This is a genomic window from Mesorhizobium sp. M0001 (assembly GCF_040324255.1).
GTDB lineage: Bacteria > Pseudomonadota > Alphaproteobacteria > Rhizobiales > Rhizobiaceae > Mesorhizobium.
Genome location: NZ_JAMYVS010000013.1, coordinates 58535 through 73964, shown reverse-complemented (window position 1 = coordinate 73964; position 15430 = coordinate 58535). Strand labels below are relative to the sequence as shown.

The 15430-nt window shown below is 58.6% G+C and carries 10 protein-coding genes, 1 pseudogene and 1 riboswitch; of the genes and pseudogenes, 5 read left to right on the top strand and 6 right to left on the bottom strand.

Annotated elements, in window-relative coordinates; all coding sequences use genetic code 11:
• The first annotated feature begins 40 nt into the window (after positions 1–40).
• Positions 41–2044: a class I tRNA ligase family protein gene (locus NKK50_RS26610; RefSeq protein ID WP_352544103.1), complete on the top strand. Its 2004-nt coding sequence runs from the start codon at positions 41–43 to the stop codon at positions 2042–2044.
• Positions 2045–2744: 700 nt separating this feature from the next.
• Here the strand turns inward: NKK50_RS26610 and NKK50_RS26605 are convergent.
• On the bottom strand, positions 2745–4202 hold the full coding sequence (locus NKK50_RS26605; RefSeq protein WP_352544102.1) for an NAD-dependent succinate-semialdehyde dehydrogenase: 1458 nt from the start codon (positions 4200–4202) through the stop codon (positions 2745–2747).
• 233 nt (positions 4203–4435) lie between these two features.
• Between NKK50_RS26605 and NKK50_RS26600 the strand changes: the two are divergent.
• A pseudogene (locus NKK50_RS26600) lies at positions 4436–5125 on the top strand (DDE-type integrase/transposase/recombinase); the annotation flags it as partial.
• A 995-nt stretch (positions 5126–6120) separates the two neighbouring features.
• Here NKK50_RS26600 and NKK50_RS26595 read toward each other — a convergent pair.
• Positions 6121–6375 carry a hypothetical protein gene (locus tag NKK50_RS26595; protein ID WP_023671853.1) on the bottom strand — a complete coding sequence of 85 codons (255 nt, stop codon included), beginning with the start codon at positions 6373–6375 and terminating at the stop codon, positions 6121–6123.
• Positions 6376–6719: 344 nt separating this feature from the next.
• Here NKK50_RS26595 and NKK50_RS26590 point away from each other — a divergent pair, with 344 nt between their 5' ends.
• Positions 6720–6932: a cold-shock protein gene (locus NKK50_RS26590; protein ID WP_023671852.1), complete on the top strand. Its 213-nt coding sequence runs from the start codon at positions 6720–6722 to the stop codon at positions 6930–6932.
• Between the two features lie 203 nt (positions 6933–7135).
• Here the strand turns inward: NKK50_RS26590 and NKK50_RS26585 are convergent, their stop codons facing one another.
• Positions 7136–7609 (bottom strand): Ros/MucR family transcriptional regulator, encoded by a 474-nt coding sequence (locus tag NKK50_RS26585; RefSeq protein ID WP_352544101.1) that lies wholly within the window; start codon positions 7607–7609, stop codon positions 7136–7138.
• A 419-nt stretch (positions 7610–8028) separates the two neighbouring features.
• On the bottom strand, positions 8029–8217 hold the full coding sequence (locus NKK50_RS26580; RefSeq protein WP_352544100.1) for a hypothetical protein: 189 nt from the start codon (positions 8215–8217) through the stop codon (positions 8029–8031).
• Between the two features lie 552 nt (positions 8218–8769).
• Here NKK50_RS26580 and NKK50_RS26575 point away from each other — a divergent pair.
• A complete protein-coding gene (locus NKK50_RS26575) occupies positions 8770–9774 on the top strand; it encodes a glycosyltransferase family 10 domain-containing protein (RefSeq protein ID WP_196815046.1) in 1005 nt (334 codons plus the stop codon).
• A gap of 137 nt (positions 9775–9911) precedes the next feature.
• Here the strand turns inward: NKK50_RS26575 and NKK50_RS26570 are convergent, their stop codons facing one another.
• A complete protein-coding gene (locus tag NKK50_RS26570; RefSeq protein ID WP_023690586.1) occupies positions 9912–10265 on the bottom strand; it encodes a hypothetical protein in 354 nt (117 codons plus the stop codon).
• 956 nt (positions 10266–11221) lie between these two features.
• On the opposite strand from NKK50_RS26570, the gene NKK50_RS26565 reads away from it, so the two are divergent.
• A complete protein-coding gene (locus NKK50_RS26565) occupies positions 11222–12277 on the top strand; it encodes a cytochrome-c peroxidase (protein WP_352544099.1) in 1056 nt (351 codons plus the stop codon).
• Positions 12278–12715: 438 nt separating this feature from the next.
• On the opposite strand, the gene metE is transcribed toward NKK50_RS26565, so the two are convergent.
• A complete protein-coding gene (metE, locus tag NKK50_RS26560) occupies positions 12716–15067 on the bottom strand; it encodes a 5-methyltetrahydropteroyltriglutamate--homocysteine S-methyltransferase (protein ID WP_352544098.1) in 2352 nt (783 codons plus the stop codon).
• A 96-nt stretch (positions 15068–15163) separates the two neighbouring features.
• Positions 15164–15365: riboswitch (cobalamin riboswitch) on the bottom strand.
• Positions 15366–15430 lie beyond the last annotated feature (65 nt).

The window sequence follows — 15430 nt, the reverse complement described above, 5'->3', positions numbered from 1 at the left end:
GAAGGTCCGGCCCACTCTTCAACACCTTAGGTTCGTTGTCATGCGCAAATACACGTTTTCTCGAACGGAGCTGTCGCGAGCGTTCGGTATCGACGCGGCCACGCTTGGAACGGGCAGCGCTCGCACGGGGTTTTCGTTCGGAAAGGTTGGACCCGGGGTCACATCCGAGCCCCACCGGCACGACGAAATCGAGGCCTTCGTGGTCCTGTCCGGTGCGGGCAAGGTCACCACCGACCTTGGGGAAATCTCGGTCGAGGCCGGCGACGTCGTTCTGTTCCATCCTTTTGAAGCGCATGTGCTGCGCAACGACGGGAACAAAGACCTGGATTTCGTCGATGTCTACTGGCGAGACGGCGAGGCCGCCCTTGATGCCGCTGCAAAGACCACGGCTCCACGCGGGCCGACCTTCGTCTTCTCCGCGCCGCCAACGCCAAATGGCGATCTGCATCTGGGGCATCTTTCTGGCCCCTATTTCGGCGCCGACGTCCATACCCGTTTCCTGCGCATGAAAGGAGTCGAGGCGTATCACCTGACCGGAAGCGACGATTACCAGAGCTACGTCGCGACACGCGCCGCTACCGATCAATGCACGCCTGCAAACGTGGCGCGCTACTACTCCGACGAGATTCGCGCCACGCTTGCACTTCTCGATTGTGACGTCCACAGCTTCCAAGCCACAATGGGCGATGACGGTTACCGCGAATTTCAAGCCGCGTGTTTCCGAACTCTTCTGACCAGCACGGCGGTAGATCTGCGCCAGAGCCCTGCGCTTTTCGATGCTGTGACAGGCCACTATCTTTATGAGCCGGATGTTAGAGGCCTCTGCCCCGATTGCGGCGGCTCCGCCGCCGGCAACATCTGCGAGGAATGCGGCGCCCCAAACCTTTGCCACGACCTGGGTGCAGCGCGGTCACGGCAGTCTGCCGAAGCGCCGCTGGTCGGCTCCCTCCGCCGTCCGGAACTTGTCCTGGAACGCTGCTACGACAATATCGACCGGCATCTAAGGGCATCAGGCGTCCCGCTACGCATCTTGGATCTCTTCGCGCGCCTACGCCAACGCGGCGAATTTTCATTACCCATTACCCACCCCTCGGACTGGGGCCTGCCGGCCGAGGGGTTCCCGGGGCAAGTGATCTGGGTGTGGCCGGAGATGGCATTCGGTTTTCTGTACAACATCCAGGCGCTCGGCCGCTCGATGGGTCGCGACTGGAAGGCGGAGATGCCCGGCAACGACTGGCAGATTGTCCATTTCTTCGGCTTCGACAATTCGTTCTACCACGCGCTGCTCTACCCCGCTCTTTACGCCGAGGTCTTCTCCCACTGGACCCCACGCATTCGCTATCACGTCAACGAGTTCTACCTGCTCGACGGCAAGAAGTTCTCAACCAGCTGCCGCCATGCGGTCTGGGGCAAGGACGTTCTGAGCCCAAAGACAGTCGACGTCGTGCGCCTCCATTTGGGCCTGACACGCCCGGAAGGGGAGCGGACGGATTTCACGCTGGACGCGCTGCGCCGCACCGAGAACGAGGTGTTCCAAAGCATCTGGCTGAACTGGCTTGAGGCGTTGAACCAGGAAATCAAGCACGATTTTGCCGGCCGTGTACCCGATGCAGGCGACTGGAGCCCGGTCGACCGCGCCTTCTTTGCTCGCATAGAGATCTATCGCGCTGCGATGGAGCGGGCATATTCGGACGAAGGCTTCTCGGTCCGGCGCGCGGCCACTCAGGTCTGCGAATTCGTGCGCGATTGCGTGATCTACCGTGGGGCGCAAGACTTTGCGGCGGCGCGACGTTTCTATCCCGCCCGCAATCGGACTTCGCTAGCCCTTCAGACGACGGCCGCTGCGATCCTGGCACCGACACTCGCTCCGTTAATGCCCCGGTTCGCCAGAACGCTGGCGCGAGGCATCGATGGCGTCTCAACCGAAACATGGCCCCGGTCCGTCCAGCGCCTTGCACCCGGGACGCGCTTTGATCTCAGACCCGTGTTGGTGTTCTACGCCAAGTCCGGCAATCCTCATCTCGATGAGGAGGAAGCACTATGAGCCCAAAGGTGCACCAGTAGAGACCAGATTAGCGGACCTGAACCAGCGCGTCGTCGACAACCCTGGCCCGCGCCTTCGAGGACCGCTCGGCCGATCGCTTCCCAGCCCTTGCTGTTCGTGCCGCAATGCCGTGTGGGCTCGACTGCGCTGACCAACCTCTGCGGCATCGGCATTCCGTCCTCCAGCCGGTCAAGGCTGTCATGCGATTCGACTCGCTTGGTCAACCTGGCGCCCTGGAACGTGCGCCGAAACCAATGTGAATGCGAATGCCTGCGTGATGCTATCTTCTATTCTGTCCGAGACTGTACCGACGCGGCATTCAGCCGAAGAACAACTGAGCTACTGACAATCGGAATGTAGCAGGTTCAAATTCGGGTCCGAAACCGGATATTGCTCACAACCAGCGTTCAGGATCTGGCATGGTGCACAAGCTTCCAATCAGACCCGCGCAACGCACAGCCCTTCGTCTGAACTTATTCGGCTAGGGCCGCCAAATCGCAAGCGTATCCTCCTTAACATTCACGAGGTCTTCGCCGAAATGCAGACGCTTGTCGCGGGAGAGATAGATCCCTAAATTATTAGGGTACTCCTCGGGATTGCGTGTTTGCTCGGGTAGGGACCGCCCTAATTGAGGAGCGATTCTACAATTCACATGTTTGGAAATCGCTCGCTAGGTACCCCGCCTGTGCAAGCCGATGCTTCAGATGCCGCCCATGCAGAGATATTTCATTTCGAGGTAATCCTCGAGCCCATGGCGGGATCCCTCCCGCCCGATGCCGGACTGTTTTATCCCACCGAACGGCGCCGCTTCCGAAGACATCCGGCCGGTATTTACCCCCACCATTCCGTATTCCAAGGACTCGGCGACACGCCAAACACGCTTCAGGTTGGAGGCATAAAAATAGGCCGCGAGGCCGTAGATCGTTTCATTGGCATCACGCACGACCTGATCCGCATCTTTGAAGCGAATAATCGGTGCGAGCGGCCCGAATGTCTCTTCGCGCGCGACGGTCATCTCGCTGGTGACACCGGTCAGGACCGTTGGTTGGAAAAACGTGCCATTCGTGCCGATGCGTTTGCCCCCGCATCGAATCGCGCCGCCTTTAGCTACGGCATCGGCAATATGGGATTCAATCTTGGCCAAAGCCTTCTTGTCGATGAGGGGTCCTATGTCCACTCCGCGCGCAAAACCGTCACCAACTTGAAGTTGGCGAGCCCGTTCAACGAATTTCTCGACGAACTCGTCGTGAACGCCCGACTGGACGTAAAGGCGGTTCGCTGAAACGCAGGTCTGGCCGGCATTGCGGTACTTCGCCTGGATCGCACCGTCAACCGCGGCATCGATGTCGGCGTCATCGAAGACGATGAAAGGTGCATTGCCGCCGAGCTCTAGGCTGACTTTTTTGATCTGGGCCGAGCACTGGCGCATGAGTAGGCGCCCGATCTCAGTAGACCCGGTGAAGCTGATCTTGCGGACCTTGGGATTTGTGCAAAGTTCGCGGCCGACCGCGTCAGCTTCGGATGCGTAGATCAGGTTGACGACGCCTTCGGGAAAGCCTGCCTGATGGGCGAGGGCGAACATTGCTCCAGTCACGAGCGGCGTCTGTTCAGCGGGCTTGAGGACGATCGTGCAGCCCGCCGCCAAGGCTGGGGACATTTTGCGCGCCACCATCGAGGCCGGGAAATTCCATGGCGTTATCGTGCCGACGACCCCGATGGGCTGCTTGATCACCAACATTCGGCGGTCGGCCGATGGTGCGGAGATCGTCTCGCCATAGACCCGATTTGCCTCCTCGGCATACCATTGCAGATACGCCGCAGCATGCGATATCTCCGATTTGGCTTCCGCAAGCGGCTTGCCCATCTCCGCAGTGAGAATTGCAGCGAGATCGTCGGCGTGGTCGATGATCAACTGATGCCATCGCCATAGAACGTCGCTGCGCTCACGTGCGGTAAACCCTGCCCATCCAGGCTGCGCGACATAGGCCTTGTCGATCGCAGCGCATGTCTCCTCGACACCCATATCGGGTAGCTCTGCCAGCACTTCGCCGGTCGACGGGTTGAGAACCTCAAGTGTCCGCTCGCCCATCCGCGTGCCAAGTGCAGGCAGGCGATCGATGGGTCCAAACAGGTCAGGGGATCGCAGGTGACGGATCATCGGCGGGCACAGGGGCAATACCGGATTCCTCCTCAACGCAGCAGGTGTATATAGTCGGTGGGGTGTGTATTCCGGACGTAAAGGTTCCTTATAGGGCCTCGGCCATACAGCTAGCAGACCACGGTACACAAGTGGGAGGGAGAATATCTGAATTCGCTACAAGACCGTTCTACTAGTTGTTTGATCCCAGGCTTTGATGGCGCATACTTTTCGTCCGAATCAAAGGATGCGCTATGGGCCAGGTTCTTCATGGGAGCGCCACGACGACAGAGGCGATCCGTCGAGCGATACAGCATAGTCAAGAGAGCCTGAGGGCGCTGGCGAAGCGCTACGGCATCAATCAGAAGACGGTTAGGAAGTGGAGGAACCGGACGTCGGCCGCCGATCTTCCGACTGGCCCCAGAGATCCGAAGTCGACAGTGCTATCGACTGAGGAAGAGGCGGTCATCGTCGCCTTTCGGCGTTATACGCTGCTGCCACTGGACGATTGCCTCTATGCTCTCCAACCGATGATCCCGCATCTGTCGCGGTCATCCTTGCATCGCTGCCTGCAGCGTCACGGGATAGGCAGGTTGCCGGATGTCGAGGGCGACAAGCCGGCAAGGAAGAAGTTCAAGGCCTATCCAATCGGCTACTTCCATATCGACGTCGCCGAGGTCCGAACCGAGCAGGGCAAGCTGCATATGTTCGTGGCCATAGATCGGACCTCGAAGTTCGCTTTCGTCGAGCTGCACGAGAAGGCAACGACAGCGGTCTCCGCCGATTTCCTGCGCCATCTTCTTGATGCTGTCCCTTACAAGATCCACACAGTGCTTACCGACAACGGCATTCAGTTCACGACCCCAGGTGCCGGCGCCTCGGCCGTTCCGCTGATCAAGGAAGCCATGGCGGCGGGAGAAATCATATGGGCGCACGCCTTCGAACATACTTGCGCCAGGGCCAGGGCGGTGGCAGTGAATGCCTTGCGCAGCCAGGGGGCGATCGATGGCTCCGGTTGGAAAGGCAAGTTTCGAGGCAGTGATTTGTTCCTCATTTTCCTGAACGGGCTGCGTCTTCGATCCCCGTGGGAGGATCGGCGGGCAGGCCGAGCCAGATGAATCATGCGGCCAACGCTCACTCGAGCCTCATCTTGGGATGAGCCCAGGAGACCCGGCGGCGGTGTTCTTGGGGGGATGGTCATTGGAGGGATTTTCCTTGATCCGCGACGCCTTGCGGACGACCACGCATGCACCGTGCCAGATCAGAAAACATTCGAGGCATGTGGACAAGTCAGTCTGACATGTTGTGCATCCGACATTGTGGGCCATCGAACAGGGCTGAAGGCGACGCGAGCACGGCTGAGAATATCTTCTTAATTGGAAGACGATTGGGCGCGCTGCTGGGGAAGGGGGACAGGATGCGCTTCGAAGGCCGCTGCACCGACGGTCAGAATTGAAATGTTGTCGCTCCAGCGGACCGATGTCCTCGACAGTCAGACCGGGCGGTGCTGAAGGGTAGGGCGTGAGCAGCGTAGCTAAGTGGGCGCGGACCCAGCTCGCGCGCGAAGACGGACCTGAAAAAAAACGGCGGGTGGCGACATTCGCGAGGCGCTGGAAAACGAGGTCGTAGGACTGGGCGGGAAAAACGATGCCGTTGCTCTCTTTTGGCGTGATGGCCTGCCGCGAGGCCGTTGAACGTGATGAGTTGCTGCGGGAAGGGGAGTGTTTTCGCGGGACTTTGGTCAACGTAAGAAACAAACGTCGAGCTCGCCTTGGATGGGGGCATGCAGCACATTTGCCGCTGCAGGAAAGCAGCACGGAAGCTGTCCGCGCTTGCCGTCGTCCCTGGGAACCAAACAGCAGAATTTAGCGGTCGCGTATTTCATGCCCGCCTGGTGCGCTCGGCTTCAAATGCATGCCTGGCGGAGTGGTCGCTTAGGTCAAGAGCATCGCGTGAGTAACAGCCTGACCTTGCTCAATCTGATGCGCGCTAACCGCCTCGCCGGATTGTGGAACTGCTCGCGGGTGGCTTCTACCACAAACAGCAAGGTCATGAAATCAAGCAGGAAGTCGTCAATCGCTTGGGCGATTGTTTCTGACTTGCCCTTGAACTGGTCCAGCAAAACGCGCGCGCTATCGATCGCTTCCACGCTGGTCGCATCGATCAACCCCTCGACCCTCTTGAAACAATCCAACTCGAAACTCCTTAAGGCGCTCCCAAGGTGTTATGCACGAAGGCAGCTCCGTGAACTACCCGGCCTTTTGACCTGGCGGCACGAGCAGCGGTCGGCCTTACGTCCCGGGCCTCCAAACACGAGCCATCGACGTGGCGCTGAGGAGCGTTGGAAGAAATTGGGCGCTTCCGGCCACGCTCGAGCGGTAGTGTAGGACAGTGCTTGCTGGCGGCTACGCCCACAATGGAGTGCGCCAGCTGATCGGGGCTTAACAATTTTTCGCTTTTTGCTGCGCCCAACTCTCGGCTATGACTCGGACAGGCCTAATGGCCGCCCACGTGCATTGTAGAAGAAGGAACAAGTATATGACGACTGGAACGGTAAAGTGGTTCAACAGCACCAAGGGGTTTGGATTTATCCAGCCCGACAATGGCGGTCCGGATGTTTTCGTCCACATTTCCGCTGTCGAACGCGCGGGCCTCTCGACCCTCGCTGACGGCCAGAAGATCAACTATGAGATCGAGCAGGATCGCCGCACTGGCAAGTCCTCCGCTGGCAGCCTCAGCAAAGCTGGTTGATCTCCTGCGTCTTGGCAAGAGTAGGCACGTAGGTCCTCACGGCCGCTCGATGGGACCGAGCAAAAACTGAGGCCAACAGATTGCTGCAGGCGTCGCGAATTCCTCATGAAACAAGTTGTTTAAAAGGAAGGCGGGGTTGTCCCCGCCTTTTTATATGACGCGCAGATTAAGCCGATGGATGCAACGCTCCAGAACGACCGAAATCAAGCCGCGACCTTCTTGCGAGTTCGCTTCGTCGGCACCGGCGCTTCCGGCTCTTTCGGCGCTTTCTGTTTGCGGCCGAGCCCCATCGTTTTGGCCAATGACGAACGCTTCGCGGCGTAGTTCGGCGCCACCATGGGATAATCCACCGGCAGGCCCCATTTGGCCCGATATTCACCCGGCGTCAGCCCATAGTGGGTCGACAGATGGCGCTTTAAAGATTTGAATTTCTTCCCGTCTTCAAGGGAGATGATGTAGTCCGGTGTCACCGACTTCCTGATCGGGACTGCAGGCGTAAGGGCAACCGGCTCTTGTGCAGAGATACCTCCGGCCGTCGCTCTCAGAGCCGCATGCACTTGGCCGATGAGGGCAGGGAGATCCCCCACCGGGATCGGATTGTTGGACACGTAGGCCGACACGACGTCGGCGGCAAGCTCAATGAGGGTGTCGACGTTTTTTCCGGCTTCTTCTGTCATGAAACTCTCCAGGGGTGAAACATAGTCAGCGAAGCGTCGCTTCATAGGGCCGGTTGCCGCTGAAAGCAACAATGTCTCTGACTGCGTTATTGCCAATGCTCGTCCAGAAGCGACATCGATGCGCCATATTTCGCGGCGTGACCGCTGAGCCACTCGTTGTTGGCGACCCTGCCGAGGTGCGTGGCGCGTGCCGCTCTAACTTAGCGCCGAAGTCGCTAGTAGCCTCGAGGCTAAGCGCGCTGTTTTTGTCTCGCTTTGCTTCTTTGGACTGTGAAATCGAGCGATAGTGGTCGCTTGATGGTGGGCGTCAGGGACGATGGAACAAACGTTCATTGGCAATGGCCAAAGTGATGTAAGTTCATCGCCGGTGAGCCGCTCTTGCAAAGGGGCTGGGAACCGCCGCTGATAAACCTAGGACATCAATGTATTTCGAGGCGTTTCTTAGCCGGTCCTGGAGAGGCGGCAATGGCTGCGGATGACACCTGTTCCAGGATATCAAACAGCGCGGCGACCGGCAGCTTCTCGAATCTGGAGCGGCTTCTCGCAAGTTGGCGCCGCGCCGAGAAGCCGGGCAAGGACAGTGAGCCGCCTGCATCAATGATATGCATCAACCAGCCAGCGACGCGTCCTCATACAGAATGCCGCGACCGGCCGTGTGATCTCGCCGGTAGTCGCCCAGGCCCTCTGCATGAAGCCTCGTGATGTGCTGACGATCAACCAGGCCAGAAAGGTCGACGTCCTGAAGCAGGGATGACATGAGTTTGCCACTATGCGCAGGCTTGCCATGCCCTTCCGCGGCATTTTGCGGGGCCTGTGAGTTGGGCAAGCTCGGCACTTCGATCGACTTGGCGTCACCCGGCTCATCGCCAACACGCGTTTCGGTCTGGTCCTACGCGGTGACCTTGACTCCGTTCGCGATGCCATTGAACTGCCGTGGAGAGCGGCCGAGGCGGAAGGGCTGATCAACCGCCTGAAGACGATCAAACGTACCATTAGGCAGCGCCGGCTGCGAACTCCTTAGGCACGCATGCTGCCACTCAGCCGGCCTGATCACCACACGAAGCGAGGAAGAACCTGGTCAAGTGCAAAGCGACAATTGCCTCGACAGCAGGTCCCGGAAGGTTTATGCTGCCCGATGTTACCGCAATCCTGAATGGCGATTGAGTACCTTCACGACTGAAGGGAGTGGAACTGCTTTGTCGGCCAAATTGTTGACGGAACGCCCGGCGCCCATTGTTGCTACATGTCTAGATTCTTGGGGCGTTTTGGATGATGCAATCCACCATCTCACTCCAAAGGGCAGTGGAATCTGGAACAACGTCGCTTTTGTACGCACTACATCCTTCGTGCCCGATTGGCATATTGTCTTTAACTCTGCTTCTCTTTTTGGGCTCCCTGTTGATATCGAGGCGAGCCCAAACAGGACAATCTTTGCAATCGGCGAACCGCCGACGAAAGCTCATCGTGCATTTCATGAAGGGCAGGGGAAGAATACTATCGTCCTGACGTCTGACGAAGAGCTGGCTGCTCGGCAGAATGCAGCGCGCCGATTCGTTTTGTCTCCGCCTATCACTCGGTCTTGGTCTGTAAACAAGACATATGACCAACTTCTGGTCAGCGAAGTGGTGGATAAACCGCTTCGGCTCTCATGGATTACCAGTAACATCGCCCTGCTAAAAGGACATCGATATCGGCTGGCGTTTCTGGAACGGCTGAGAAAGGAGCTCGATTTTGACCTGTTCGGCCGAGGTTTTCGGCTGATTGGAGATAAATGGAACGCACTCGCACCTTACCGTTACAGTATAGCGTTCGAGAATACTCGTGCTGACTACTATTTTACAGAGAAGCTTATGGACTGCTTCGTTGCTGAAACAATGCCGATCTATTACGGCAGCCCAGCAATCACGAGGTTCTTCCCTTCGGACTCTATGGTTCTGATTGACCCAGAGGACAAGAACGTAACCCAAAAAATTCAAGAAATCATCAACTCAGACCTCTGGAAGGAACGTCGCGGCGCAATAAGAGAGGCGAAGCGGCTAGTCCTCGAGAAATACAATACGTTTGCTTATCTCGCGGGCTTCATCGAAAGCGTTCAGGATAAACCCTTACCGCCAGAAATTATACACATCGAATCGCCTGAAGTTGATTTTGCAACAGACGAATGAATTAATCCAACGCTCGCTTCGCGTGCCCGGCGGTTGGTGGTCTGGCGAGATCGGTGCGGAGCGCTCGGCGGAGAATGCCTGCTGCGCAGACGGGCCGGCACGGGCGCACAAGGTCATGCGCCCCCGGCTGCCGCTGATCAGACGAACTGGGGAAGGCCAGGAACGGAATTGAGGACCTCGTCCACGAGTTCGTCGCCGGCATGTTCCTTGGCGCAGGCGATCGTCTCGTTGGCGAGGGCGGCGATCTTTGCCATGCTGAGACCCTCACCCATCAATTGCTGCCCGAGCCCCATAAGGCCGCCACCCTCTGGGTCGTCGCCATGATACTTCGCTACTAATTCCGAAGCTCCCGGAATGGCCTCGATCATGCGCGCGCCGGGACCGTCGGCCGCGTGGCTCCGCAGGAAACCCAGCATTAACCCAACGGCCTTCTCTGCGAGAGCCGGGCCGATGCCGGCACCAGTGGCGATGCGCGGTAAGATTTCTTCCATGCAGGGTCTCTCTCTCTTTGATTAGGTTTACAAGTGGCCGGTCCGGCGCCCCGCGCCCTTGGCCGAACCACAATGGAACTCCACTAAATAGGCCAGCGGAAGTGCTATTGCGCCTAAAACCGCCTCTGTCAACGCAAGCTGCGTCGGAAGTGCGTGTTTCGCAAACCGAAGATCATTGCAATTCACTTCAGTACGCATTGGCAACCGCACAGTTTGCGTTGGCTCGCTTATGGGCCAATGCCCCCCGCCCGTCAAATGATGACGACAACGTGGTCGGCGCCTAGGATCTGTGGATCAAGGTGAGGCAGTTACAGCGGGTGGACCTGCTCAAGCGCGGCGCAGTCGACACAAAGGGCTAGATTGGCGATACTGCGCGTGTTGGCCATGTCTTTCCTGGCGTGATGGGATGTTCGTAGAAGCGGAGCTATATGCCGGTGTGACGGTCCACCAAGGCGGAACGCCTATTCCGATACGAGATCCATACTGTCGTATAGACCGTCGCTGCTTAGGTGTTGAAACCGCCATCGCTGGTGACATCGCAATGTGCAGTCGGCGGGTGTCGACAAGGCCGATTGCGTAATCAGCAGGTCAGGAGGAACGAATGAACCCTGACGTTTCAGAAGCTCACTTTTCGCAAGGCGTGCAGCGCACATCGTGCAAGAGATTGCCAGTCTTGCGGATGCTGTCGACTTTCTCAACCTTGGCTGGAAGATCGCAGTGACCGAATCTACGAAGCCGCCCTCAGGGCGTGCTTTGATGCATACAACCGGTTGCCGACCAGGGATACCCCTCCTCCCTGAAGTCCAATCGAGAAGAGCGATCCTTCCAAGAGGGTCCCAGCTCAGCTGCGAAAACAGGTGTGAGACCCCGTCCTCTCCCTCAAGCTGATCTAGCTCAGGGCGTTCATGAGCCGCAGATCGCATAATGGCTGCGTGGACGACGCAGGAAGACCAATTATGAAAATCCTATTCAGTACGATGGCTGTCACCTTGCTGGCACCCACCGCCTTTGCTGCGGATTCGATCCCCACCGACCTCAGAGATACGGCATTGGCCACCTTCACGGCTTTGCCATCCACCACGCCGACAGTCGCCAACAACCCGATCACCCCGGAAAAGATCGCTCTCGGCAAGGCACTGTTCTTCGATCCTCGCGTCTCGGCGTCAGGCGTCTTGTCGTGCAATTCATGCCACAACCTGGCCACCGGCGGCGACGACAATCGCGAAACCTCGATTGGCCATGGTTGGCAGAAGGGACAGCGCAACGCGCCGACTGTACTGAACGCTGTCTTCAACATCGCCCAGTTCTGGGATGGTCGTGCCGAAGACCTGAAGGCTCAGGCGAAGGGACCGGTCCAAGCCGGGATCGAAATGGCCAATACACCGGGCCAACTCATCGCCACTCTCAAGTCCATGCCGCAATATGTCGAGTGGTTCGATGCAGCTTTTCCGGCTGAAGCCGATCGGGTCACCTTCGACAACTTCGCCAAGGCGATCGAAGCCTTCGAGGCGACACTGGTCACACCTGCCCCGTTCGACAGCTTCCTGAATGGTGATGAGGTTGCCATGACTTCCGAACAGAAACAGGGCCTGGTGCTTTTCATGGACAAAGGCTGCTCGTCCTGCCATGCCGGCATCAACGTTGGTGGGCAAGCCTATTACCCATTCGGCCTCGTGGAACGGCCCAGCGCCGAAGTCCTGCCGGACAAAGACAAGGGCCGATTTGAGGTCACCAATGCAGCCGACGATTCCTATGTCTTCCGCGTGGCGCCGCTGCGCAACGTTGCACTCACCGCGCCATACTTTCATACGGGCAAGGTTTGGGATCTGAAACAGGCCGTCGCCATTATGGGGACCACCCAGCTCGGCGTAGTACTGGCGGACGAAGAAGTTGACCTGCTTGTTGCCTTCCTCAACTCGCTGACCGGAGAGGCACCTGACGTCGCCTATCCCATCTTACCCTCAGAAACGGCGACAACGCCCCGGCCTGTAACGCAGATCTCAGGAAAATAAGCGCCAACTGGCTGCGGACTCGCAATCGAAAATGATTGGCGATTTTTACTTGGCGACACGAATTGCGACGTCCATCTCCGAATTGGCGGGACGCTAGCGATACCCGGACCCTGCCACCTCGCCCGTAGTCTGCGCGATCAACTGGGGGCGGACAGACGCAGCACCATATATTGTCGCTGCCTGAGCGAACGCGCCAAGCAGTCTACTTTGAGAAACGACGCGTGTCCGATTTGTTCGAGGCGCGGGGCCTGTATGTCCCCAAGGAACCGATATTATAGCGTAGTCCCACATTTATATTTCTGCGGGATTAAGACACGTGCCGTAGGGAAAATGCACATTTGCGCCGAGTGGCTCATTTCCAAGAGTGTGATCGGTTTGGCATATTCCCGGCCGACATCCGCCAGCCGGCAACTCCCCACACGGTGAGGAAGAGAAGCCTCACGCCTGCACTTTCTGCCGGAGCGCGCGTGCTGCAGCGACCATGTTAATGAGGGCAGGGCGGACCTCCTCCCATTTGCGTGTTTTGAGGCCACAGTCCGGGTTTATCCACAGTTGGCCGTCGGACAGTCGCTCGCGGGCAAGCATGACTAAGCCCGAAATCTCGCCGACTTCCGGGACGCGTGGTGAGTGAATATCATAGACGCCAGGACCGATTTCGTTCGGATATTTGGAGCTCGTGAAGACGTCCAACAGTTCCATCTTCGAGCGCGACGTCTCAATCGAAATGACATCCGCATCCATTCCAGCGATCGCGTGAATGATCTCGTTGAACTCCGAATAGCACATGTGGGTATGAATTTGAGTCGCGTCCTTTACACCCGTTGAAGCGATCCGGAAACATTCGACAGCCCAGTCGAGATAGACTTTCCAGTCAGATTGGCGCAGTGGCAATCCTTCGCGAAACGCGGCCTCATCGATCTGGACCATCCTTGCGCCGGATCTTTCGAGATCCGTCACTTCGTCGCGGATGGCGAGCGCGATCTGGCGGCAGGCTTCGGAGCGGGGTACGTCGTCGCGAACAAAAGACCAGTTGAGAATGGTGACTGGGCCTGTGAGCATTCCCTTCACGGGCTTTTCCGTAAGCGACTGGGCGAATTGCCACCAGCGCACTGTCATCGGATTGCGCCTCGATACGTCGCCGAAAATGATGGGGGGACGCACGTAGCGCGACCCATAGCTTTGTACCCAGGCATGCTGGGTGAGCGCGAAGCCGGACAACTGCTCGCCGAAATGCTGTACCATGTCGTTTCGCTCGAACTCACCATGCACCAGCACGTCCAGCCCGATCTCTTCCTGCCAGCGAATTGCAGCCTCGATCTCCTTCTTCAGGAACGTCTCATAGTCGACATAGCTCAGCTGGCCCTTCGCATGAGCGGCCCGCGCCTTGCGTACCTGCGGCGTCTGCGGGAAGGACCCGATGGTCGTCGTCGGGAACGGCGGCAGCCCGAGTGAGCCGGCCTGGACTCTGGAGCGCTCGCCAAAAGCGCTCTCTCGTCGCTTCGCGCTGTCCTCAATGCTAGCGATCCGCCCCTGAACAAGCGGGTCATGGATCCTCGTGGATGTCACGCGCGTGGCGGCAGCCTCGGCAGACGCTTTCAACGAGCCTGCCACCGCATCCCTGCCTTGGGACAGGGCCCGGGCCAGCAAGACCAGCTCGTCGGTCTTCTGGGCCGCGAAGGCGAGCCACGACCTGATGTCCGCGTCGAGTTCCGTCTCCATGCGCAGATCAATCGGCACATGCAGCATCGAGCAAGAAGGCGCGATCTCGACGCGGTCCAAGGGCCAGCCGGCGACGATCGGTTTGATGCGGTCGAGAATGGCGGGCAGGTTCGCACGCCAGACGTTGCGGCCATCGATCAAGCCAAGCGAGAGCACCAGATCCTTCGGAGCGAGCCGAGCCACCGTTTCCAGCTGCTCGGGAGCGCGCACGAGATCAATATGCAGGCCGGCCAGGGGCAGAGAAATCGCGGTTTCGAGATTGTCTCCCAGCGACCCGAAATACGTAGCCAGCATGATCTTCAGCTCGGGCGCGGCTTTCGACAGCTGGCCATAGGCGAATTCGAACGCAGCTCGTTCGTTTGGGTTCAGATCGAGGACAAGCGCTGGCTCATCGATCTGCACCCAGTCGGCTCCCGACAGCTTCAGCCTCTCCAGAAGCTGCTCGTAAACCGGCAGCAGCCGCGGTAGGAGCGCGATGGGACCGAACCCCTCGGCAGGCGATTTCGCCAGCTTGAGGAAGGTGATGGGTCCAAGGATGACTGGGCGTGTGTGAATGCCGAGAGCTTTAGCCTCGAGGAAGTAATCGACCGGCTTCGATGACGAGAGGGCGAACGTCTGATCATCATCGAGTTCCGGCACAATGTAGTGGTAGTTGGTGTCAAACCACTTGGTCATTTCCATCGCGGTTACACCAGGTCCATGAGCCTCCTCCTGGTAACCAGCGTGTCCACAATCCTCCTTCTGACCCTGGTTGCCGCGCGCCATTGCGAAGTAGATGTCAAGTGGGACCTCGCCGCTATTCCAGCCGTAACGGGATGGAACGGCCCCGACCATGGCTGCGGTGTCGAGCACATGGTCGTAAAGCGAGAAGTCGTTCGACGGGATTTTCGACACGCCGCGATCGCGCTGCTCTTCCCAGCTAGCGGCACGGAGCGCCTTCGACGTCGCAAGAAGGTCGCCAGCGGACGATGTTCCGGACCAGTAGCTTTCGAGGGCGAATTTCAGTTCTCGCCGACGACCGAAGCGCGGCACGCCGAGCGTTGCTACAGGAATTTGCTGAGAGACAGTCATGTCATACCCCGATGGTTGGGGGCGTCGGTGACAAGGAAGGCGCTAGCAGGCCGGCACCAACGCCGGGTTGCAGCGGCCACCGAGACACCCCGCCCGTGGACGTAATTCGCCGTGGCAGGTCTCCTGGCTCGCGGGGTCATAGCCTCTACCCGTCTTCCCGAGGGTATTCGCCTCAGTGACATGAGTGGGTTGACTCGCCGCTAACAGTTGCGGGGGCAGCGCCGGCATCGCACCGGCTTCCCCCTTAGCTTCGCTGCGGCAGTGCCGCACGCGAAGAACCACGACACGCAGACAATCACAACAATCCGCTCTCTTGTCAATGACGCATAACGAAATGTTTATGTAGTTATGCGATCGCGCTTT

Excerpts from the sequence above, each read along its gene's own strand:
- metE (WP_352544098.1), bottom strand. The coding sequence starts at position 15,067 with ATGACTGTCTCTCAGCAAATTCCTGTAGCAACGCTCGGCGTGCCGCGC.
- NKK50_RS26590 (WP_023671852.1), top strand. The coding sequence starts at position 6,720 with ATGACGACTGGAACGGTAAAGTGGTTCAACAGCACCAAGGGGTTTGGA.
- NKK50_RS26585 (WP_352544101.1), bottom strand. The coding sequence starts at position 7,609 with ATGACAGAAGAAGCCGGAAAAAACGTCGACACCCTCATTGAGCTTGCC.
- NKK50_RS26610 (WP_352544103.1), top strand. The coding sequence starts at position 41 with ATGCGCAAATACACGTTTTCTCGAACGGAGCTGTCGCGAGCGTTCGGT.
- NKK50_RS26605 (WP_352544102.1), bottom strand. The coding sequence starts at position 4,202 with ATGATCCGTCACCTGCGATCCCCTGACCTGTTTGGACCCATCGATCGC.
- NKK50_RS26580 (WP_352544100.1), bottom strand. The coding sequence starts at position 8,217 with ATGCATATCATTGATGCAGGCGGCTCACTGTCCTTGCCCGGCTTCTCG.
- NKK50_RS26570 (WP_023690586.1), bottom strand. The coding sequence starts at position 10,265 with ATGGAAGAAATCTTACCGCGCATCGCCACTGGTGCCGGCATCGGCCCG.
- NKK50_RS26565 (WP_352544099.1), top strand. The coding sequence starts at position 11,222 with ATGAAAATCCTATTCAGTACGATGGCTGTCACCTTGCTGGCACCCACC.